Genomic DNA, 22816 nt, shown 5'->3' with positions numbered 1-22816 from the left:
GATATATTTATGAGTAAATTACCAAATGATTTCTTATGGGGCGGGGCAGTAGCTGCCCATCAATTAGAGGGTGGCTGGAATGCAGGTGGTAAAGGGCCGAGCGTTGCGGATATAATGACCGCAGGTGCGAACGGACAACCGCGTGAAATTACAGAAACCGTTGAAGCCGGTAAATACTATCCAAACCACGAAGCGATTGATTTCTATCATCGTTATAAAGAGGATGTGGCGTTATTCGCTGAGATGGGCTTAAAAGCGTTCCGTACGTCAATTAACTGGACGCGTATTTTTCCAAAAGGTGACGAAGCAGAACCGAATGAAGAAGGTCTACAATTTTATGATGATCTTTTCGATGAGTTATTAAAGCATGATATCGAACCGGTGATTACCTTAACTCACTTTGAAATGCCACTGCATTTGGCTCATGAATATGGTGGATTTAGAAACCGTAAAGTCATTGATTTCTTTGTAAGATTCGCTGAAGTTGTATTTAACCGTTATAAAGATAAAGTAAAATATTGGATGACTTTCAATGAAATTAATAACATGATGGATTATTCGAATCCAATCTTCTTATGGACGAACGTCGGGGTTCAAGTTAAAGAAGGCGAGAATCCTAAAGAAGTCATGTATACAACTGCGCATAATGTTCTTTTAGCAAGTGCAAAAGCTGTTGCGATTGGTAAAGAAATTAATCCGGATTTTGAAATTGGCGCAATGGTTTCTCATATTCCAATCTATCCAATCAATTCAGACCCTAAAAACGTGATGCTTGCTGAAGAATCAATGCGTCTACGTTACTTCTTCCCAGATGTTCAAGTAAATGGTTACTATCCAAATTATGCTCTAAAAGAATTCGAACGTGAAGGCCTGAATATTCCAATGAAAGACGGTGACGCAGATATTTTAGCTAATGGAACCGTTGATTATCTAGGGTTCAGTTACTACATGTCGAATGCGGTTGATATTAATAGCGGGCAAGGTGAAGATGAGGAAGCAAACGTTCATGGTAAGATTCCTTATCAAGTTGACAATCCTTACTTATCAGCTAGTGATTGGGGCTGGACAATTGACCCTGTTGGTTTACGTTATGTATTAAATCGCTTGTGGGATCGTTATCAAGTTCCTTTATTCATCGTTGAAAATGGTTTTGGAGCTATAGACACGGTTGAAGAAGACGGCAGCATCCATGACCCAGAGCGTATTAACTACTTAAAAGGCCATATCGAAGAGTTAATTAAAGCAGTCGATTATGATGGCGTTGAATTAATGGGTTACACTCCTTGGGGAATTATTGACTTAGTTTCATTTACTACCGGTGAAATGAAAAAACGTTACGGAATGATTTATGTTGACCGTGATAACGAAGGGAACGGAACTCTCGACCGTTCGAAAAAAGATTCATTTGAGTGGTACAAAAAAGTTATCGCAACAAATGGTGAAGATTTAGAAGCTTAATTTAAGAAGGCTCGAACATGGGGGGTGTTCGGGCTTTTTGTTGTCTAAATGCCCCTTTCCTTAATAGACGCCCCCTTTAGTCTATGCTACACTCAAAGAGTTGAAATATAAGTGAAAGAGGTTATTTGATGGATTATACTCTAATTTTAATGGTTGTTGGAGCGGTCTTTTTAGGCTCACTCATGCGTGCAACCTTTGGTTTTGGGGACTCAGTTGTAAGTATGCCATTATTAGCGCTACTACCGATTCCATTTTCAGTATCGGTGTCATTAATTGGTCTGACTGGGATGACAACTGCATTGATGTCAATTCAAAGAGGTTGGAAAGATAAAGATCCAGTCGTGATTAAGAAATTAACACTCGCAACAATCATCGGGATTCCGGTTGGACTGATCCTAGTTCGCTTTGCAGAACAGTCAGTGATTAACTTGATTCTAGGGAGTGTCTTAGTGATTTATTCAATGTATTCACTCACGGCCTCACCCGCGCGTCGAGATTACTTACAAGCAAAATTTGAAAATCCAAATTACTCTTATCCATTCGGATTTCTAGGCGGTATGTTAGGGAGTGCCTATAATATGAACGGTATTCCAGTGGTACTTTATGCTGCGGCCCGTGATTGGACGCCACGTCAGTTTCTAGGAACAGTTCAATCTCATTTCTTGATCTCGAGCGTATTTGTTATTTCTGGTCATGCTTTAAGTGGCTTTTGGAATTGGGATGTGGCTATTTACTTCGCCTTTTCAGTTCCAGTCGTTGCTTTAGCCATGTATATCGGAAGAAAAATTTACAACAAAATAGACACTGATAAATTTAGAACTTATATTTTTATTATGATTCTAATTCTAGGTGCAGTTAATATTGGTAACTTTATCCAAGCGATTTAATCATTTAGATGGGGCGTTTTTAATTAAACGTTCTATTTTTTTGATTGACAAGTGTATATTGTGTATTATATGATATAATACAACTAAGGAAGATAGACAGAAGTGAATCGAAGGGGTGAGAACATGTTAATGGAGATAGATTTATCAGCGGAAACACCGATATACCAACAAATTCGCGATCAAGTTGTGTTAGGAGTCGGCCGCGGTGATTTAAAATACGGAGAAAATTTACCAAGCGCAAGGCAACTGGCTCAAGATTTGGGCGTCAATCCAATGACGGTGAACAAGGCTTATCAAACCTTGAAGCGGGAAGGTATTATTGTAGTGGACCGTCGGGTTGGAACAAAAGTGCGAGAGAATCCAGACGATATGATTGAAAGTGAGTATTTAAACCGACTGGAAGTGACTTTGGCAGAAGGCTTAGCCAAGACGGAAGATAATCAAGCTCTTAAAGAAAAAGTCGTGTCGATGTTAGAAAATTTAATTGAAGGGAGAGAGAATCAATGATTTTAATGACTATTATTCTAATCCTAGTCTTTGTAATGATGATGAATTACGCCGTCAGTTACCAAAATTTCAAAATATTTGGCCTGTCTTTTGCACCAGAACATGCTGAAAAAGATGAAGTTAAAAAGTTACAACGCCAGTTTAGAGTGACACAACTCATTATAGGAGCTATTTTTATTGGTTTGTCGTTCTTGGTGAGTTTGGATCTGTTCCAAGGTTTGCGCGATTTTATGTGGATACTCATATTATTTAGCTATTTTATCTTATCTTATGTGCCGGTGTCGATTTGGCAGAGAAAATTCATGGTCTTAAAGCAGGAAAAGGGTTGGATATATGAAACACAAAAACGCGTGGTCGATATCAGTGTGACCCGGGAAAAAGGAAAAGCAGCACCAAGCAAGAAATGGGCATGGCTCATTTGGTTACTGAGTTGGGTGCCAGTAATCATGGCATGGGTCGCTCAAAGTTCAGGAAGTTTCCTTCTGCCTTTAATCCTTGTACCGCTAACGCTCATCGTGATACCCTTGTCTTATGATATGGTGATTAGCAGTAAGACGCCGTTTGTGTCCAAAGATAGTGAAGTGACCCAAGCTTACATGCGTCATTTTGAAAGAAATAATGCGGTGAGTTACTTGGAGATGAGTTTAATGGTCAATATCTTTTTTATTGCTTTCACAGCACTCGTTCTCTTTAATCCATCGGATCTGTGGCTAATCCTATTATTGGGTGTGTTCTTACTAGCCATTGTTGCTTTAATGGCCCGAACAACTCAGAAAAATAAAGACCTCCAAGCAACATTTTTTGATCAAGCGGAATGGCAAATGCCTGAAGAAGAAGGTCAGTATAAATGGGGTGCCTACTATAATCCAAGCGATTCGAGATTATTCGTACCGAAACGCATATCTGGAATGGGTACGACAATTAATGTCGCTCTTCCAGCTGGAAAGGTCATCATGGCGATCCTCGGAATCTTAGTCGTCGGTATTATTGGGCTCGTTCTGATGATGAGTCTGTCAGAATATGATGTTTCAATCCAAGCAGATACGGTTGCCGTCGAAGCACCGATGTACGGACTTGAAGTGGCCTATGACCAAATCGAATCGATTGAATTAAATGAAGATCCGTTAGAAGGCTCACGCACAAATGGTTTTGGTGGAATGGAGAAACGCTTTGGTCATTTTAACTTAGAGGGTTACGGACCAGTAGAACTCTTCATCTATGACAGTCATCCTTACCACATCGATATTCAGTTTAGTGACGGGGAGTCACCAGGGTGGTTGATCTTTAACCAAACGACGCAAGCAGAGACTGAAGCCGTGTATCAAGCATTAGTAGAACAATGGGAAATGAATCAGTAGTAAAACGAACCAAGCACTTAAAGGTGTTTGGTTTATTTTTTTAGATGTGTTTAATGCGCATTCGAATTGAAAAGGACTGCAGATTTAATCAAAAAAATACACATTAGTACGTAAAACCGAAATATTCCGGCATAAGTTATAAAATTTATTTATTCAACAGATTGAAATGACTTTCATTAATATGTATAATATGTGTATTAAATCACAAAGGGGTTAAAGTATGAAGTTCGTTTGTAAGATAATGAAGTCAGTATTGATTATGTGTTTAGTATTAAGCAGTATAGTAGGTAGTTTGACCGTTAGTGCACAAGATAGCGAAACAGATGCAGAAACTGGAGCATCGGAAGTCACAGCAGACTTTACACACCCAGATGATTTAGCAGAATCATATGATGTCATAGTTATTGGTGCTGGTGGAGGAGGAATGGCTGCAGCAATTGCTGCCAAAGATGCTGGATCAAATGTGGCCATATTCGAAAAAATGCCAATATTAGGTGGAAATACTCTCAAATCATCAGCTGGAATGAATGCATCTGAATCTAAGTTCCAAGAAGCTGAAGGTATAGAAGATTCAAATGAATTGTTTTTTGAAGAGACAATGGCAGGCGGACACGATACAAACGATGAAGAGTTAGTTCATTATTTAGTAGATAATTCTGCTTCAGCAATAGAGTGGTTAGACTCTATGGGTATCACTTTAAGTAGTATTACCACTACAGGTGGTATGAGTGTACCAAGAGCTCATCGTCCTGAAGATGGATCAGCAATTGGAGGCTATCTAGTGGACGGCTTACAACGAAATGTATTTGAACGTGAAATTCCAACTTTCGTAAATGCCAATGTCACTGAAATACTAGAAGAAGATGGAGCAGTTACTGGTGTCCAAGTTAATATTGAAGGTAATGAACATCAAGTGAATGCAAAAGCTGTAATTATTGCAACGGGTGGTTTTGGCGGTAACTTAGAAATGGTTACAGATAATAATCCGGATTTAGAAGGATTTGTTACGACGAATCACGAAGGAGCGACCGGAGATGGCTTAGTAATGGCCCAAGAAGTTGGAGCTCAGTTAGTAGATATGGATCAAATACAAATTCACCCAACAGTTGAGCAAGAGACTTCATATTTAATTACTGAAGCTGTACGAGGTGAAGGTGCTATTTTGGTTAATAAAGAGGGCGAGAGATTTTTTAATGAATTAGATACACGTGATGCAGTGTCACAAGCAATCTTATCTCAAACAGATTCATCTGCTTACGTAATTTTCGACCAAGCACTAAGAGGGCGAGTGAAAGCCATAGATCAGTATGAATCAATGGGCTTGGTTAAAGTTGGTGATACTATTGAGGAATTAGCTACTACTATAGAATTGGATCCAGAAGTATTGAGTCAAACTCTATCGATTTGGAATGATAGTGTAGCAAACGGAACTGATGATAACTTTGGAAGAACAACTGGTATGGAGATTGCATTAGAAGAAGCGCCTTTTTACGCAATAAACATTGCGCCAGGAATTCACCATACAATGGGCGGGGTAAAAATTAACACAAACGCTCAAGTATTAAATGAAGCTGATGAAGCAATTACTGGTTTATATGCAGCTGGTGAAGCAAGTGGTGGTGTTCACGGATCAAATCGGATTGGCGGAAATGCTATAGCTGATATAATTATCTTTGGTCGCCAAGCAGGAGAGCAGAGTGCGTTATTCGTAAACTAAAATCCGATCTATAAAACTTTAACAAGGGGGCCGACAATGATTAACTGTCAGCCCCCTTGTTTATTTGCAATTGACTCATCCAAATTATTCAACTGGAACTTCTCCATATTCACTCAATGCAGTGGTAATAGCATTTCCTTCGTCATCAAAGATATATTCAGAAGCGATTTCACCAATTTCAGGGGCGTAGTAGTATCGTTGTACCTCACCTTCTGGCATAACCGATTCAATCACTAAGACATCATGATATGTTTCACCCTCAACTTCATGTTCAGCGAGAATATCCGTGACTGTAAACTCTAGTTCATCGCGGTAACCTCTTGTGAATGTGTCTCCAACTGCTAACTCGGCTGGGAAGAATGTCGCGACTTGCTCATCTAGGGAGTCTTCGTGATAACGGAAGTCTTCACCTTCATACGAGTTTGGATAGTAAGCTAATTCGATAACTCCATCCTCAGTCAACTGATAGACATAAGAGACTGTATTACCAGCATTAGCGCGACTTACTTGGTAAATCCCGTCTTCATCGGGTTCATAATCTAATGTTAATGTAAAAGGCGCAAATTCCATGCCTACTCCTATGTGATCATAATAGGAATAGAATAAACCAGGTGCGTAGTTGCTAGTATCAACACTTTCAGTTGCTTCTTCAGCGGTTACTGCAGAGCGAAAGCCGGCAAATAGTACCGCAGCGAATAGAATGGACGCTAGAATACGTTTGAGTGCGTTGTTTTTCATATTTGAATCCCTCTTTCTAAAATGCGCTCGAGTTTGAAATTGCCACAATTCTTTGACACATCTCTCCTCCTTTTAACTGAAGTTTACTATAAACACGTCACTATCTAAAATAATATCCATTTTATAAAAATATTAAGCTTCTCTAAAGTAAGCGCATTCATTATGTGTTATAATAAATATATAAGACATACAGGAGGTGTGTAAAATGTTACAAGAGTATCAACGCATATTAGTTGCGACAGATGGTTCTGAAGGTGCTGAGTTGGCTTTGAATAAAGCCGTAGCAATTGCTGAACGGAATAATGCCAAACTATTTATTTTACATGTATTAGATACACGAGCAATCCAAGCGACATCAAGTTCGGATATTCATTTTAGGGATGCATTAAGAGACCTAGGTGACCGTGTGATGAGTGATGCGAAGGATTTAGCGATGGGGCGTGGCTTAACAGATGTTGAGACAATCCTTGAGATGGGATCTCCAAAATATGTCATTGCTGAAGATATTCCAAAACGCGAGAATATTGATTTAATTGTTATGGGTGCGAAAGGTATGGGTGCCGTTGAAAGATTCTTTATGGGTTCTGTATCGGAAAATGTTATTCGTCATGCCTCGTGTGACGTATTAGTAGTAAGACCAAAAGAAAGTGAATAAATTGACACATGATGTTGAGAAAGGATCTGAACAGTGTATTTAAATAGTCAATAATGCCTACTAGATTTAAAGATTTAGTAGGCATTTTTTTGAATTGTAACAGCACTTATAATCGAATCAGTTGCATATTTACCTCCAATTGTATTAACCTTAAGGAATAGAGATAAAACTAAATTTTAAGGAGTTATATATGTTTTCAATAAATGGGAAAGAATTTATATGGAAGGCGTTAATGTCTTTAATTGGTATTAGCCTCATCAGTTTTGGGGCCGCATTGAGCCAAACAATGAATATGGGCTTGGATCCATTCACTGCGATTAACACAGGAGCGAGTGAGTTACTTGGCTTTACTTTGGGGAATTATCAGTTATTTGTCAATGCTGCGATTTTGGCAATTATTTTGTTTTTTGACCGGAAGATTATTGGCTGGGGGACAATTTTCAACTTAGTGCTTGTTGGTTACATGATTGAATTCTTTATCAGCATGTTAGAGTCATTCATAGACCCAACTCAGTTTGCCTTTATCGTTCAGCTTTTAATTACAGTGGTCGCGATTTTAATCTTTACTTTCGGTGTCGCTTTATATATGGACGCTGATCTTGGGGTATCACCCTATGATGCGATAGCGCCAGTCATCACTGACCGCGTTTCAGCGAGTTACAAAACTGTCAGAATGATTCAAGATATAATTGTTGTAATTACTGCGTGGATTCTTGGGGGTCCAGTTGGCGTTTCAACCTTCATCACTGGTTTCCTGGCTGGTCCGTTGATTGATTTCTTTTCCAACCGTTTCACAAGTAAACTATCCGATAAAGTCGAAGCAAAAGCATAAAAAAGGACGCCTATCTCAGGCGTCTTTTATTTTTAAGAAAATATATCATCTGCATTTTCTTTCTCAACTTGAACCATTGTATTCATGCGTGACAATTCACTCATTGGAATTGGATGGCCTGCTTCATTTAAAGCATCGGCGAATAACTTGTAATAACGTCCCTCGACGTCAACCACATCATCAGCGTCTTTAACCCAAATCCGTATTTTATAGATGAGTCGTCCGTGTTTGTCTTTCATCAAGCCAATAAAATTCGTCGTGTCATTAATTTGATCATCGGACTCGATGACTTGACGGTAAGTGTCTTTAAGTAACTCTTCATAGGCCGCAAAGTTAATATCTGTGGGAATCAATAAATCCAAATCAATTCGGACTGCTTCGCGCGACAGATTTGACAATTCTTGAATATTTCCATTGGGTATAAAATGATGAATCCCGTTATAATCGCGAATCACCGTAGTTCGCACCCCAATACTGTAAATGCGCCCTTCATAACCGTTAATGACGATGTGATCACCCACATCAAATTGGTGTTCAATCAAGATAAACAAACCATTCACCAAATCTGAAACTAAATCCTTCGCTCCTAAACCAACCGCCAAACTCGCAATCCCAGCTCCAGCAACTAAAGTTCCCACTGGAATGCCAAGTATTGAAAGTACGCTGTAACCAACGAAGAAGTAAAATGTATAAAGAACGATATTCAGCAATAGTCGTTGAATCGTATTGTTTCTTGAAAAATTATAAAACTTAAAGCGCTTTGTGTTTTCAAAGTAAGTTGTAATAATTTTCTCAACTAACATTCGCACAAGCCATAAAGCCGTAACGGTTAAAATAATGCGAAGAACGGTTGAGAGACCGTCCTCTAATAAAGCCTGAAAATCAATGGATCGAAAGATGTTCCTGAACGCATCTCTTATATATGTCATAGACGAGCTCCTTTCCTTAGATGTTTATTTATTGGGCTTGCGGCGCGTCGTGAAGTGGCGCGATGTACCGCAAATCAAAATGCGTAGCGTCGTGCTCGACTACAATGTACCGCAAACCAATTTCCGTAGAGTCGTGAGTGAGCACGACGCTCTGCAAAGCCAACTTAATTATGTTTGCCTTACATTCATTATAGGTTAAATTTAATAAGCATTTCAAATTAGACGCGTAAGTAAGTGTTCACAGTGTCTCACCTCATTATTTTCAGTTTATGTTAGAATGAAAGCAAAGAGGTGAGACAAGTGAACAATCTAAATTCAATTACACGAGGTATCAGTGCTGTTATCATCATTGGAGCATTTATTGCACAAATGAATGACCTCATATCAAGGCATATCTTCACTTCACTACTACTTTTTGCTGTTTCAATCCCACAACTCTATACTGCCTGGGAAATTTATTATAAAAACGACAAAAAATGGAACCTCACATCAATTGCGATGACTATTCTAGGGGTTTTCTGTATTATATCAGCAGTAAGTATCTATATTATAGGATAAAATGGTCTTGCGGTTCATCGTGACTCAGCGCGATGGACCGAAAATCCGTTTTCGTAGTGTCGTGATCGCCCACGACGTACCGCAAATTCAAATGCGTAGTGTCGAGCTCACTCACGACGTACCGCAAACGAAAATACGGAGCGTCGTGCCACCACACGACGCCCCGAAAACCAAAAAAACCACCTCAAATCATCAATTTGAGGTGGATTTCATCTATTATTTAGTCGCGCGCAATAAAAAGCGCGAGCTTTCTTGATTTTCAAAGAACATATCTGCTTCTACATTCCCAAAGCCTGCTGCCTGAACTTCTTCAGCCAACTGATTCATGTCAAAGCCGTGTCCATGGCCATTTTTACCCATTTCAATCAGTAATAATTGGCCGTCTTCATTCAACTGCTCAAGTAGCGACGCTAACAATGCTTGGTAATTCGGAATGTGGTGCAAGACGAGTGACATAATTATCGTATCGACTTTTTCGGGAAGTTGAATACCTTTTTCAAAATCCATCAAGCGAACCGATGCATTGTGTGCGGATTTCTCAGCAAGTTTCAACTCGACTTGTTCCAGCATTTTCTCAGACCCGTCCACAAATAACATTGAATCCACGTCCTCAAGTAATTCCAAGCCGACTAAGCCGGTTCCGCAGCCTAAGTCGACCACTTTTTCCGAGCGCTCATCATTTAGAAAAGGGCGGATGGCTTCAGTTGCGAGCTCAGCCATTTTAATATTATTTGATGAGTCGTAGTGCGATGCTAGTTGGTTAAATTTGTGTATATGATTCATTCAATTCTCTCCTTAAATGCGATTAAAATTCGCTTGACTTGCTTGGGCGATAATACCAATACCGGCCATATGACCTTGACTGGCAGAGACGATGAGCTGAGAAGGACCCGTAATTTCACCAGCAGCATAGATGCCTGGGATATTTGTCTGTCCCATCATATTCGTCACAACAAAGCCAGCTTCACTCACTTCCAGATCCAGTTGCTCAATAAATGGCATCGGGTGTTTTAATTCTGTCGTAATAAAACCTCCCGTACGCTCAAGAATCTCACCACCTTCAAAATGGACACTCTCAAGTTGCCCGTCAGAGCCCTTTAATTCACGAATCGTATCTTCGATAAGTCGAATGTTATTTCGCTCTAAGAGTGCTTTTTGTTCTGAATCAAAGACCACCAATCCATTAGTAGCAACAACTAAGTCATCAGTCCAGTTGGTTAATAATTGAACCACATGCAAGGCTTGGCTAGTCTCTGCGATCAGGACAAGTGGTTGTTCCTTCATTTCCCAACCGTCGCAGAAAGGACAAGAGAATAAACTGCGTCCGTAATATTTCTCAATATCTTCCACTTTAGGGAGCGTCTCTGATAAACCAGTGGCTAAGACGATATTCTTAGTGCGGATGAATTCACCAGCGTCGGTCGTTACTTCGAAAGTCTCGTCTTCTTTTCGCTCAATGGACTTAACTCTACCTGGTTTAACTGAGATATTTGGGTATTTAAGCAAGTCGCTTCGACCTGCCAATCTAAAGTCTTCAGGTGTGATCCCATCCCGAGTTAGAAAGGCGTGGGATTCTTGAGTGACCGCGTTTCTCGGCTTCTCATCGTCAATCAACACAACTTCCATGCGACCTCGTCCCGCAACTAAAGCCGCTCCCATTCCAGCAGGGCCACCACCAATAACTAATACATCAATCATATTTTCTCCTCCTATTAAATCTATTAAAGACCTTTAATGTCCAGAATTACTCCAACATTAGCCTAATGCTAATGTCTTGCGTGCACTTCTTTTAAAATGTCTCCGATTGTCTTCTGCGCCAAAACTTCCTGCATCTTAACTTCAGCCTCAGAAATCGCATTTTCAATTAAGCATTCGTGATGATGCGTACTTTCATGAGTCATCGTACAATTTAACATGGCTTCCTGTCCCTCGACCGCTTGAATAATATCTAAAAATGAACATGAATCAGGTGATCCAAGTAATTGGTAGCCGCCATTAACCCCAGGCGTTGACGTAATGAGCCCGGCTTTAGATAATTTAGTCAAAATCTTAGACAAATAGCTCGACGACAGATGTTGGCGACTAGCCAAATCCTCAACCCGAACCGCTTCACGATCCGACTCCATAGCTAAATGAACCATCGAATGCAGGGCGTAATTCGTTGCTTTTGAATATTTCATAACATGGCCTCCTTAATTAAAGACTCAATTTGTCTGGAATTAAATATAAAGGAAATAAAAGACAAAAGCAAGAAAAAAATAACAGGAACTATAAAAATAGTCCCTGCCAAATTATAAATCCTCACTAAATTCCAACGCTTTTTTAGTGAAATAAGTCATTTCCTTAGCTAAATTCTCGCGCAAATCAGAAATAGAAGCCAAGACTAGTTTCTTATCTTCCACAACTAAATTCCCATCAACAAAGACATGACTCACATTTGAAGCATTCGCAGAGTAAACCAAAGCACTGTAAACATCGAAAACCGGGAACATATTCACCGAATCAGTTTCAACTAAAACAATATCAGCTTTTTTCCCAACTTCAATCGATCCGATTGAGTCTGCCATCCCAATTGCTTCAGCTCCTCCTAGAGTTGCTAAGTGAACAATCTCTCGTGCAGGGAAGGCAGCACGGTTTCCTGTATGCGTCTTATGAAAATTCGCTACCATCCGCATTTGCGTGAATAAATCAAGCGTGTTTCCACTACTAGGACCATCCGTTCCCAAACCGACAGCTAAACCCGCCTCCAACATTGAAGAGAGTGGAGCCACGCCTTTAGCTGATTTCGTATTCGCACCGATACAATGCGCGACTGAAACTTGCTTTTCTTTCATTAAAGCAATATCTGAATCAGTCACGAATATACAATGAGCAGCCAAGGTTTTCTCATCCAATACGCCGAGCTGACTTAAATATTCAACGGGTGTTTGACCATACTCTTCACGGTATTTATCCATCTCAAAAGTCATTTCACTCAGGTGAATGGAGAAAGGAATATTATATTTGCGAGCCAATTCACTCGCAGCAATGAGCGACTCATCCGTATTGGTATAAGGCGCGTGGGGCGCAACCGCAGGGGTAATGCGGTCGTGATTTAACCAACGTGGAATAAAATCTTCGCTATAAGCTAAGCCACCAAATTCAATCTCACTGTCCGGACTTTTATCGATGACAGATTCGCCCAATATCGCGCGAGCATGCATTTCATCTGTTGCTACTGCAATCTCTTCTTCAAAATAATACATATCAAAAAAAGTTGTCACTCCAGCAAGTTGCATTTCTGCAATGGCATATTTAGCACTGTGGTAGGCTAATTCCTTCGTCATGCATTCATGTTCTAAAGGAAATAAGAAGCGCGTTAACCGGTCGGGAGTGTCGTCTCCAAGCGATCTAAAAGGAATCATTCCTACATGCGTGTGGGTATTCACCATACCTGGCATAGCTATGGCACCATTTCCGTCAATCACTGTATCGAAATCCGTCTCAGAAGGAGCTTGACTAGCGTCGCCAAAGCCCACAATTTGCGTACCGTCAATCGTTAAAAAGGCGTCTTCGAATTGTGTAAATTGTGCGTCCAAGGTAATTAAATGAATGTTTTTGATTAATGTTTTCATGCTTAATCCCCCATTAATGGAATCAGTTGATGTGTATGTACATCCATCATACCAAAGTCTGTGATTTTAATTTGAGGCGACACTGGAAGAGATAGCGTAGAAAAAGACATAATTTCATTTGTATTGTCATATCCTAAATGAATCATGGCCTGGCGCACCGCTTTTAAATCGCGACCAATCTCAGGTAATGCTTTATCGCTTATGATTCCACCAATCGGCAGAGGACAAGTTGCGACAACTTCTCCGCCTTGCGCAACAACATAAGCCCCATTCAGACGTAAAACTTCGCGTTGCGCCTGTAAGATATCTTCACTTGATGTTCCCATGACCATTAAATTATGATGATCATGTGCCCAAGTCGTTGCGACAGCACCTTTGTCACTCAATGCGCCTTCTACGAGCCCATAACCAACTTGTCTATTTTTCCCATATCGTTCTTGAACAATAATTAATGACAAGCCGCTAGCTACCCAATCCAAATAGCCATTCTTCACTTTAACCGTTCGCTTCACATGTTCGGTAAAGGTCCCGACAGATTGAATTTGAATCACAGTACACATCACTTCAGACACATCTTCACGCACCGGAATTCGTAAATCATCGAGGGTGAGTTCAGCACAGTTAACAGACGAATAGAAGTGGCTTGGAAAGTCTAAAGCCTCTTGATCAAAATCCAAGGCATCACCGGCTCGATGAACTAAACGGCCATCTTTATAAACGCAGTCAATCTCGAAAGTATCCAAATCATTCAACAGAATAAAGTCCGCTTTTAACCCACTCGCAATGGCACCACGGTCTTGAAAGCCCATCCGGCGCGCCGGCGTGTATGTACTCATATAAATGGCATCGACCGGGTCTAAGCCTTCCTGAATACCAAGACGTAAGTTGGCGTTCAAATGTCCCTCTAACAAGTCATCAGGCATAATATCATCAGTAATTAAAGCGACATGTTCAAAGAGCTGATGTTCATTAATTACCGCAATATTCTCTTTTGTTAGTGATTTCTTTTGCAACTCAATAAATATCCCGCTCCCAATCTTTTCTAGAATCGATTCAGGGGATTGGTGGGTATGGTCGGCGTTTAAACCGGCATACATAAACTTAGCTAAGTCCTCACCTTCAACGCGAGGAATATGGCCTTCGAGAGGCATGAAAGGTTTGTTTGTCTGTACTGTCCGTAGAATATTTCGAATCAGTGAATCTGGTTCAGAGGTAATACCTTTAAAGTTCATAGCTTCGCCTAAAGCAACTACTTTTGGATGTTCCAACAACTCCGTCACTTCAGCGACACCGATCATTCCACCAGTTGTTTCGCGTTCGGGAACCGTCGACGGAACCGATGAAGGAATCGCGTAGAAGATATCCATTACCGTGTCTTGTGCCATAAACGCATAGATACCTTCAATGCCAAAGACGTTCGCAATCTCATGAGAGTCTGCAACCACCGTGGTCACGCCATGAGACAGTGCAGCTCCTGAGAATGTCGAAGGGGGAATCATCGAGCTTTCAATATGCATGTGAATATCAATCAAACCTGGAACAATAAATTTATCCGAGGCATCCACAATCTCTTTCGGATTTAAATAACGCAAATCAGTCTCTTTAATATAGTAGAAACGGTCGTTAATAATCGCGATATTTTTTCTTTCAAAGCATTTTAAGAAGGCATTAAATACTTGCCCATTTTCAATGAGTAAATCAATCAATTTATTCAATCCTTTCAAGAACAATGAGAGAAAAAGATGAAACTTCAGGTGACTCCCCGAAATTTCATCTTTTCAAAAGTAAGCTAAAGACTATTGGTTCATCAATTCATTCCAAGTATTAATCCACTCGTCTAAGTTCTCGTTAACAAAAGTAAAGTCAATGGCTTTTGCACGTTGAGCAACGTCACCGTAAGTTTTGTTTGCGGCAGTTTCTTCATCTAATTCAACGTCCGCATTTGTTGGAGCTTCGTTTAATGAGCTGGCTGTTTGTGTTTGTAATTCTTCACTAAGTTTCCAGTTAATGAAAGCATAAGCCGCTTCTTTATTTTCTGAAGAAGCAACGACGTTTAAAGTATTAAAGTTTGCGTAAGTTCCAGATTCAGGGACAATGTATTGCACATCTGGGTTTGCTTCAGAAATAATTGGGTAAGCAAAGTCACCGACAACGGCTGCAACAATTTCACCTGATTGGAAAAGGTTCGCTAAGTCAGATGATTTTGTATAAGTTTTTGTAATGTTTGGTTTTAAGTCAGCTAAAGCTTGGAAAGCCGCTTCACCATTATCAGTTGTAATATCAACACCTGCGTGATCACTTGCAACGTGTAACATCGCTGGACCAAACGTTGTTGTAATATCTGGAATCGAAATCTTACCTTCTAAAGCAGGATCCCATAAATCAGACCACTCATCGATAGTCATGCCAGCCGCTTCTTCATTGTAGATAATTCCGATACTATTCATTGTATAAGGCGCTCCAGCTGAATCCACAGCATCTTGGGCACCGTCTACTAATAAAGCTAAATTCGGTACTTTTTCTTCGTCTAAAGGCTCAAACATTCCTTCAGCAACCCCTGAAGCTGCGTTGTTTTGAGATAGTTCAATGACGTCAATGGTTGAGTGTGGGTTGTTTTGTAATTTTGTAAAGCGTTCGCTTGAATTCCCAACTTCGTGCGTAATATTAATGCCTTCTGCTTCAGTAAATGGAGCAAAGACGTCAGATTGAATCACATCTTCTGAAATCGCAAACGTCGAGACAATTAATTCACCATTTTCTTGAGCAGAGGCTGTGTCTGAAGTAGAAGCCGTGTCTGAATTACCACAAGCCGCAAGGACCATAACTGATGTTAAAGCTAATACAGATGTTTTAAAAAGTTTCATTATATATTCTCCTTTAAGAATGTTTTTAAACCAAAATTAATTTTTCCGGTGTTAGATAAAGAGTAACTTGATCGCCACTTTGATACAGAGTTTGTGAGTCATCATTGACAATTAACTTACCAACCGGAGTCTCCACTTCGTATTGGTAACTTTTACCTAAGAATGTCCGAACTAAGATCTTACCAACAATTGTATTCTCTTCTGAAATTACTTGGGCAATGATTTGAATATCATCTGGGCGAATCGTCGCCTTCACTTCTGCACGGTCTAAGTCCGCTTGAGTTGTATGAATCGCTGTCCCGTTATCAGTAATATAAGCGCCGCTTGCTTGTTTCGTAAGATTAATAAAATTCTCAAAGCCAATAAAACGAGCAACAAACTCTGTTTTAGGATAATGATAAATCTCCTCAGGTGTTGCGTATTGTTCAATGACTCCGTTGTTCATAACAGCTACTTTATCTGAGATTGAGAAACACTCTTCTTGATCATGGGTAACAAAGACAGTTGTAATACCTAATTGTCTTTGAATTCGTTTGATTTCCATACGCATAGAGACACGTAATTTAGCGTCTAAGTTACTTAAAGGCTCATCTAGTAATAATAACTTCGGCTCAATAACTAAAGCGCGAGCTAAGGCAACCCGTTGTCTTTGCCCACCAGATAACTGTTTAGGGTAACGGTCAGTAAAGTCAGCTAAGCCAGTCACTTCAAGCATGGCAGTGACTTTTTCTTTAATCGTCTGTTTGTCTACTTTTTGCATTTTTAAACCGAAGGCCACATTTTCAAAAATCGTTAAATGCGGGAACAGGGCGTAAGACTGGAAGACCATTCCGAATTGGCGTTTATGTACGGGTGTAGCAGTCAAATCTTCGTTATCCACTGTAAACTGCCCATCATTAGGATTAATTAATCCAGCAATGACACGCAAGGTTGTTGTCTTTCCACAACCCGATGGACCGAGCAGTGACACAAGTTCTCCGTTTTCGATGGAGAGGTTTAAATCTTTTAATATATCTGTCTTCCCGTCATAACTGACGCGAATGTCATTCAAATTAACAAAAGCCATTGTATTGGCGACCTCCTTATTAAGATATTGAAGCGAGACCTAAAGTCTTCTCAATAATAATCATTAAGATAATTGTCAGTAGCATTAACAGAACAGATAATGCCGAAACTGTTGGATCATAGTTATATTCGATATAACCCATTAAGTTCGTAGGTAAGGCTGTAAAGCCCGGACCCGTTAAAAATTGTGACACCGGTATGTTGTTGAATGAATTAATAAAGGCCAACATAAAAGCAGCGTAAATACCTGAAGTAATATTAGGTAAAACGATCTTAAAGAAGGCTTCCAAACGTGTACAACCTAAAGTCCAACTTGCTTCTTCAAGGGACATATCTAATTGCTCTAAACTTGAACCCACGACACGAATAATGTAAGGCAAGCTAATTAAGAAATGTCCTAAAAGCAAACCAATGAAAATTGGAATTTGCATCCGAATCACAATAAATTGGAAAAGCGCAAAACCAACCACAACACCAGGAATAATCGTTGGGGACAGGAAGAAACTCTTTAACCGTTTACGGCCGGAAAAGTCATAACGCGACAAGGCGTAAGCAGCGGGGACACCAATAATTAAGGCTAAGAGCGTCGCCAGAAAAGAAATACGCAAGCTCAACCAAAAACTCGTCAGAAAGCCACCCGTTGTAAAGACATTCGCATACCAATCAAGGGTAAACCCTTCAATAGGGAATTGAATCGTTGGCTTCTCACCAAAAGAGGTCACAATGATAATGAATAAGGGAATAAATAGAAATAGAAAAACAGGAATGACAAAGAGTTTCAAGCCAAATTGTTTACGCATTAAGATCGCCTCCTCTACGGTCAACCATATTCGCAATGGCATTAAAGACATTCATGACAAGCATCGTTGTGACAATCATAATCAAAGCAATCACGCCAGCACTTTGCCAGTTGCCTAAAGACATTGCTTGTTGATAGAGGAAAGTAGACATCATCATATTCTGATTCCCACCTAGTAATTGTGGCGTCGTATAAGCGGTAAAGGTCCCAGTGAACACTAAGATACTTCCCACAATGACACCAGGAATACTTAAGGGCCAGATTACTTTAACGAAGGCAACAAGCGGATTCGCTCCCAGTGTCTCAGCTGCTTCAATCATTTCAGTATCAATGTTCTCTAAAATCCCCACTAAAGTCGTAATCATTAATGGCAAGAAAAGATAGATTGAACCAATCACAATCGCAAACTCTGTGTACAATAACTTCAATGGTTGCGAGATCAGCCCAGTATTCAGTAAGAATTGATTCACAATCCCATTCGTACCTAAAATATTAATCCAAGCAAAACTTCTCACAACAGAATTCGTTAATAATGGAAAGAGAACGAAGCCCATCAAGAGCGAACGCCACTTCTTGCCTGTGCGGGAGATGTAATAAGCCGTTGGCAAACCTAAGATAATTGTGAATAAGGTGACGATTAAAGAAAGCTTAACGGTCCGCCATAGAATACTCAAATTGAAACTACTTGAGAAAAATGACGCATAGGATTCAAAGGTAAAAGCGCCATCATAAAATGTCGGCCAAATAATGGATAACAAAGGTATGACTAGAAAGACAACTAACAATATGAATCCCGGTGTAATCACAATGTACGGGATGTGTTTAGAAGACAAAAATAATTCCTCCTTAAAAAGTAAAATACTCTACTGAAAGAGTATAACTTCTAGGGAGAATATGACAATAGATGACGAATAATCAGAAGAGCTAAAATGATGAATGTTCGTGTTTTAGATAAATAGTAAGCCAGAGAGAATTTACTTTTATCAAATGTTAGTTTCATATTGACAGCCATCGGATTGGATGGGCTTAGTTGTCTTGGAATCTTAGAGAAAACTAAGACCTCATTCCACTTGCTATATCAGTGAATGTTCATGTATTATATAACTAACATATGATTTGATTTTCATATGAAACGTAATCATTACACTTAACGTAAAGGAGTTGGCAGTGATGAATCAAATAAAAGAACATAATCACGAGGCTCACACTGAGCATGAACATCAACATCATGGTAAATTACCAGTTGTCTTGTATTTTATCGGGTTAATTGCTTTCTTTGTGGGGCTCTATTTCGAATTTACAAATAATAACTTACTTGCTACTAGCGCTTTCTTGGCATCAATCGTAACGGCAGGTTACCATGTCATTATGGAAGGTGTTGGCGACACCATCTCTAATACTTTGAAGTTGAAACGCTTCATGCCTAACATTCATTTCTTGATGGCGCTCGCTACTTTGGGTGCTGTTCTCATTGGCAATAGTGAAGAGGGTGCCTTATTAATTGTCATCTTTGCCGGAGCACATTTCTTAGAAAGTTATGTCGATGGGAAAAGTAAGAAGGAAATTACGAATTTACTTGAGATGAACCCCACTGAGGCACGGTTAGTGCTTGAAAATGGTGAGACACACTTAGTTTCCGTTGAAGAGGTCAAAGTGGGCGATACATTACAAGTATTAAATGGCGATCAAATTCCGACCGACGGTATTATTCTTCAAGGAACGAGTTCAGTGGATGAATCATCGATTAACGGTGAGAGTATTCCTAAAGAAAAAACGGTCGGTGATGAAGTATTTGCGAGTACGATGAATGAATCGGGTAGTTTTACAATGCAAGTGACAAAAGATAGCTCTGAGACGGTTTTTGCTAAAATTCTGGAGATGGTGAATGAATCGCAAAGTAGTCTCACGAAGACAGCGACCTTGATTCAACGTCTGGAATCTAAATACGTTTCATTTGTTTTATTCTTATTTCCCTTTGTCATCTTGTCAGGGCCCTTCGTCTTTGATTGGACGTGGGAGATGAGTTGGTACCGTGGGATGGTGTATCTCATTGCGGTGTCACCTTGTGCGCTCGCCGCCAGCGCGATTCCAACGACGTTAGCTACAATATCGAATCTGTCTAGAAAAGGTGTTCTAGTTAAAGGTGGGGAATATTTATCCAAGTTAGCGGACCTTAAGGCTGTTTCCTTTGATAAGACAGGGACATTAACTCACGGGAAACCGGAAGTCACCGACTTTGAATATGACGAGGAGCTTGATGAAGCAGAATTAATTGATGTTGTTGTATCGATGGAGAAACAATCGAACCATCCATTAGCGTCAGCGATTATTAAGCATTTCCCAGGATCGGGCACTTTGTCTTTAGAGGTAGAGAACATCGTAGGACAAGGCTTGTCGGCAACTTACAACAATCAGCATTATCGGATTGGTAAACCGACTTCCTTTGATAAGGTTAACCCAGAGTATAATCAACTCAAAGAACGATTAGCTCAAGAAGGAAAGACAGTGGTGTATATCGGGCGTGAAGATTGGGTGGTTGGACTGATTGCCTTGATGGATGTACCTAATGAAGCTGCGCAAAGTGCGGTGGCGTACTTTAAAGAGGCGGGTATTCATACAACAATGATCACTGGAGACGCTCAGCTAACGGGTGAGGCTATTGGTAGAAAAGTTGGCGTTGATGAAGTTCAAGCGAATGTGATGCCAGAAGATAAAGCGTCGATTGTTAAAGAACAACAAAAGCAGTACGGCTTAACAGCAATGTTAGGGGATGGCGTCAATGATGCGCCGGCCTTGGTTACCGCTGATGTTGGGATTGCGATGGGTGAGGGAACCGATGTCGCGATGGACGTTGCGGATCTGGTTCTGATGCAAAATGACTTAAGTAAACTTGCCTACGCGCATCGATTAACGAAGAAGATGAATAAGATCACATGGCAAAACATTATCTTCTCGATGATTGTAGTGGTCACCTTAGTAACGTTGAACTTCTTAGGTAAGATGGATATCGGTTTGGGTGTGGTGATGCATGAAGGAAGTACGATTCTCGTGATCTTGAATGCCTTACGAATGTTGAAGAGTTTTTAAATATTTTTGTATGAAGGATCTACTAATTTATTTTGGTAGATTTTTTTTGGAGCTGTTGAGTATAATAGAGAGTAAAGGAGATCCGCCGATGATTCGTGGGCAGGTATTTGGCTTGGTGGGATACCACCAGGCCGGTATTTGTTCGTATTTGACTTCGTGCATCATTACGAAGCCAAATTCAATCCCTCACTCATTTTCTCTTCAATAATCAAACAGGGTTAATCATTTAGCAAAATCTATAATGCTTTCAAACTATAATAAAAAACTAACGACAAAAATTGCTTATTGGTATTGATTAAGACTCACGACCAGCCATCATTGGTTACTTAGCCTTCTCATTGGCTGGCTTATCATTGAATGACTTAATCTCGCATTAAATTCAACAACCGTTAATGGGTCTATCCCAAGGTCTTTGAAGTGTTATATTACTGATCTTCTTAGTTCTATTATTCTGGTTCTTTGGTTTACATGGTCACAGCGTACTAGCGCCGAACATGGACGGTTTCTATGGCGCGGCCTTAAATAGAATACACCTGTCTATGAAGCAACAAGAGACATCACTCAATTACCTTGGGACTGTACCCGTGGTTCTTTTGATGCGTATACTCAAATGGATGGATCTGAAGTAACAATAGCCTTAATTATTGCGATACTCGGATTACTCCACCAGGATTATATGCATATCTAGCAACGGGTGGTAGCATTGAAGCGACCTTACTATCACTCTTTAACATAGTGGTTGCTTACTCTATCTACGCACCCTTTGTCTTGGCGGCCAATAGAGTTCGAATCGAAGAAGACAATGAGTCTGATACGGTGAATTAAGATGAATGCAAAGTGACAATTACTGCTTGTTGCATTAGGGTTGTCCTGATCTCGTTGAGTCCGACGGTACCTAATATGTATGCAAGTATTGTCAGTGGCTTAGGCTTCATTGGCTTGGGGTGGTAATTGATACGGAAGGATAGTCGGAAAAGACGTTAGAAGTTAGTTTTAGTGGAAATTTGATAGAGCTCTTCCTGTTGAGATTCGACGGGGGGAGTTTTTTGGGCTATAAAACTATCACCAAATTCCAAAACGTCCTTCATACATTCCTCACTTTCATATAGGATGATAAGTACAATGATGCAAATTAACATTATTATAGTAAGGATAAGGTGAGTTGATGACTAAGATAATTAATGTGGTAGGAGCTATTCTAATAAAAGAAGGAAAGATATTATTCGCTCAACGGGGAGGAGAGAAATCCTTACCTTATTTATGGGAGTTTCCTGGCGGAAAGATTGAGCAAGGTGAGACGCCTCAAGAAGCACTGCATAGAGAATTGATTGAAGAATTAAAAATTGAAGTAGTAGTGAGTGGCGAGTCTTTGATGTAACAAGATATAACTATGATTTTGGGAATGTTAACTTAGCAACATTTATCTGTCATTTGGAACTTGGTGAACCAGTATTGACTGAACATGTTGCTATCAAATGGCTCGCAATATGATCCAAACTCAGTTATTAATCAACCTGAGAAAAAAGAATTTTTGTTGAATTATTTACAAGATGAAACTGAGAAATATGTATCATTCATTTTCTCAATCTCAGTAATTGTAATGTTCGTCATATTAAATATTATTGGTGCGCTCGACTTGCCAATGGGTGTTGTGTTCCATGAAGGGTCAACCATCTTAGTTATTTTAAACGGCTTACGATTATCGGCGGAGTGGGATACGAAGAATTAGAAGAGATAGAAAATCACAG

Annotated in this window: 21 protein-coding genes and 2 pseudogenes; 12 read left to right on the top strand and 11 right to left on the bottom strand. The window is 39.9% G+C overall.

From position 1 onward, the window contains the following. The first annotated feature begins 9 nt into the window (after positions 1 to 9). The 5 genes from FEZ33_RS02775 (at position 10) to FEZ33_RS02755 (ending at position 5927) form a co-directional block, all read left to right on the top strand. Positions 10 to 1458, top strand: coding sequence for a 6-phospho-beta-glucosidase (locus tag FEZ33_RS02775; protein WP_138403869.1), 1449 nt, complete (start codon positions 10 to 12; stop codon positions 1456 to 1458). Between the two features lie 128 nt (positions 1459 to 1586). Further along, complete coding sequence (locus FEZ33_RS02770; protein ID WP_138403868.1) at positions 1587 to 2345, top strand: sulfite exporter TauE/SafE family protein; 759 nt, start codon at positions 1587 to 1589, stop codon at positions 2343 to 2345. A 123-nt stretch (positions 2346 to 2468) separates the two neighbouring features. Beyond that, positions 2469 to 2852 carry a GntR family transcriptional regulator gene (locus FEZ33_RS02765; protein WP_138403867.1) on the top strand — a complete coding sequence of 128 codons (384 nt, stop codon included), beginning with the start codon at positions 2469 to 2471 and terminating at the stop codon, positions 2850 to 2852. Next, complete coding sequence (locus FEZ33_RS02760; protein ID WP_138403866.1) at positions 2849 to 4210, top strand: DUF5808 domain-containing protein; 1362 nt, start codon at positions 2849 to 2851, stop codon at positions 4208 to 4210. Before FEZ33_RS02765 ends, FEZ33_RS02760 begins: the two co-directional genes overlap by 4 nt. 241 nt (positions 4211 to 4451) lie before the next feature. Beyond that, positions 4452 to 5927, top strand: coding sequence for a flavocytochrome c (locus FEZ33_RS02755; RefSeq protein WP_138403911.1), 1476 nt, complete (start codon positions 4452 to 4454; stop codon positions 5925 to 5927). 84 nt (positions 5928 to 6011) lie between these two features. On the opposite strand, the gene FEZ33_RS02750 is transcribed toward FEZ33_RS02755, so the two are convergent. Then, complete coding sequence (locus FEZ33_RS02750; RefSeq protein WP_138403865.1) at positions 6012 to 6665, bottom strand: hypothetical protein; 654 nt, start codon at positions 6663 to 6665, stop codon at positions 6012 to 6014. Positions 6666 to 6870: 205 nt separating this feature from the next. On the opposite strand from FEZ33_RS02750, the gene FEZ33_RS02745 reads away from it, so the two are divergent. Both FEZ33_RS02745 and FEZ33_RS02740 read left to right on the top strand, forming a co-directional pair. Next, on the top strand, positions 6871 to 7320 hold the full coding sequence (locus FEZ33_RS02745; protein WP_138403864.1) for a universal stress protein: 450 nt from the start codon (positions 6871 to 6873) through the stop codon (positions 7318 to 7320). A 190-nt stretch (positions 7321 to 7510) separates the two neighbouring features. Continuing rightward, a complete protein-coding gene (locus tag FEZ33_RS02740) occupies positions 7511 to 8152 on the top strand; it encodes a YczE/YyaS/YitT family protein (protein WP_138403863.1) in 642 nt (213 codons plus the stop codon). A 32-nt stretch (positions 8153 to 8184) separates the two neighbouring features. On the opposite strand, the gene FEZ33_RS02735 is transcribed toward FEZ33_RS02740, so the two are convergent. Then, entirely contained in the window at positions 8185 to 9081 is an 897-nt protein-coding gene (locus FEZ33_RS02735) for a mechanosensitive ion channel family protein (RefSeq protein ID WP_138403862.1), read from the bottom strand. A gap of 300 nt (positions 9082 to 9381) precedes the next feature. Here FEZ33_RS02735 and FEZ33_RS02730 point away from each other — a divergent pair, with 300 nt between their 5' ends. After that, the gene (locus tag FEZ33_RS02730; RefSeq protein ID WP_138403861.1) at positions 9382 to 9639 is read left to right on the top strand and encodes a hypothetical protein; all 258 of its coding nucleotides are present in this window, start codon (positions 9382 to 9384) and stop codon (positions 9637 to 9639) included. Positions 9640 to 9855: 216 nt separating this feature from the next. Here the strand turns inward: FEZ33_RS02730 and FEZ33_RS02725 are convergent, their stop codons facing one another. The 9 genes from FEZ33_RS02725 to FEZ33_RS02685 form a co-directional block, all read right to left on the bottom strand. Further along, positions 9856 to 10422 (bottom strand): class I SAM-dependent DNA methyltransferase, encoded by a 567-nt coding sequence (locus FEZ33_RS02725; protein ID WP_138403860.1) that lies wholly within the window; start codon positions 10420 to 10422, stop codon positions 9856 to 9858. Between the two features lie 12 nt (positions 10423 to 10434). Further along, positions 10435 to 11337: an NAD(P)/FAD-dependent oxidoreductase gene (locus tag FEZ33_RS02720; RefSeq protein WP_138403859.1), complete on the bottom strand. Its 903-nt coding sequence runs from the start codon at positions 11335 to 11337 to the stop codon at positions 10435 to 10437. 68 nt (positions 11338 to 11405) lie between these two features. After that, on the bottom strand, positions 11406 to 11819 hold the full coding sequence (locus tag FEZ33_RS02715; RefSeq protein WP_138403858.1) for an Rrf2 family transcriptional regulator: 414 nt from the start codon (positions 11817 to 11819) through the stop codon (positions 11406 to 11408). A gap of 111 nt (positions 11820 to 11930) precedes the next feature. Next, positions 11931 to 13253, bottom strand: coding sequence for an amidohydrolase (locus FEZ33_RS02710; RefSeq protein WP_138403857.1), 1323 nt, complete (start codon positions 13251 to 13253; stop codon positions 11931 to 11933). A 2-nt stretch (positions 13254 to 13255) separates the two neighbouring features. After that, positions 13256 to 14959 (bottom strand): adenine deaminase C-terminal domain-containing protein, encoded by a 1704-nt coding sequence (locus FEZ33_RS02705; protein ID WP_138403856.1) that lies wholly within the window; start codon positions 14957 to 14959, stop codon positions 13256 to 13258. A 90-nt stretch (positions 14960 to 15049) separates the two neighbouring features. Next, on the bottom strand, positions 15050 to 16117 hold the full coding sequence (locus tag FEZ33_RS02700; protein WP_138403855.1) for an ABC transporter substrate-binding protein: 1068 nt from the start codon (positions 16115 to 16117) through the stop codon (positions 15050 to 15052). Between the two features lie 25 nt (positions 16118 to 16142). Then, a complete protein-coding gene (locus FEZ33_RS02695; RefSeq protein WP_138403854.1) occupies positions 16143 to 17183 on the bottom strand; it encodes an ABC transporter ATP-binding protein in 1041 nt (346 codons plus the stop codon). A 19-nt stretch (positions 17184 to 17202) separates the two neighbouring features. Further along, positions 17203 to 17982: an ABC transporter permease gene (locus FEZ33_RS02690; RefSeq protein ID WP_138403853.1), complete on the bottom strand. Its 780-nt coding sequence runs from the start codon at positions 17980 to 17982 to the stop codon at positions 17203 to 17205. Beyond that, positions 17975 to 18814: an ABC transporter permease gene (locus FEZ33_RS02685; protein WP_138403852.1), complete on the bottom strand. Its 840-nt coding sequence runs from the start codon at positions 18812 to 18814 to the stop codon at positions 17975 to 17977. The genes FEZ33_RS02690 and FEZ33_RS02685 overlap by 8 nt, the downstream gene beginning before the upstream one ends. A gap of 337 nt (positions 18815 to 19151) precedes the next feature. Between FEZ33_RS02685 and FEZ33_RS02680 the strand changes: the two genes are divergently transcribed. From FEZ33_RS02680 to FEZ33_RS02665, 4 genes and pseudogenes are all read left to right on the top strand, one after another. Further along, on the top strand, positions 19152 to 21068 hold the full coding sequence (locus tag FEZ33_RS02680; RefSeq protein ID WP_138403851.1) for a heavy metal translocating P-type ATPase: 1917 nt from the start codon (positions 19152 to 19154) through the stop codon (positions 21066 to 21068). 311 nt (positions 21069 to 21379) lie between these two features. Next, positions 21380 to 21893, top strand: a pseudogene (locus FEZ33_RS12695) (PTS sugar transporter subunit IIC); the annotation flags it as partial. A gap of 340 nt (positions 21894 to 22233) precedes the next feature. Next, positions 22234 to 22550, top strand: a pseudogene (locus tag FEZ33_RS02670) ((deoxy)nucleoside triphosphate pyrophosphohydrolase); the annotation flags it as partial. After that, on the top strand, positions 22531 to 22797 hold the full coding sequence (locus FEZ33_RS02665) for a hypothetical protein (RefSeq protein WP_138403850.1): 267 nt from the start codon (positions 22531 to 22533) through the stop codon (positions 22795 to 22797). The pseudogene FEZ33_RS02670 and the gene FEZ33_RS02665, both read left to right, overlap by 20 nt. Positions 22798 to 22816: the final 19 nt, after the last annotated feature.

Source organism: Ruoffia tabacinasalis, assembly GCF_005864045.1.
Classification (GTDB): domain Bacteria; phylum Bacillota; class Bacilli; order Lactobacillales; family Aerococcaceae; genus Ruoffia; species Ruoffia tabacinasalis.
This window is presented reverse-complemented; position numbering and strand designations above follow the sequence as displayed.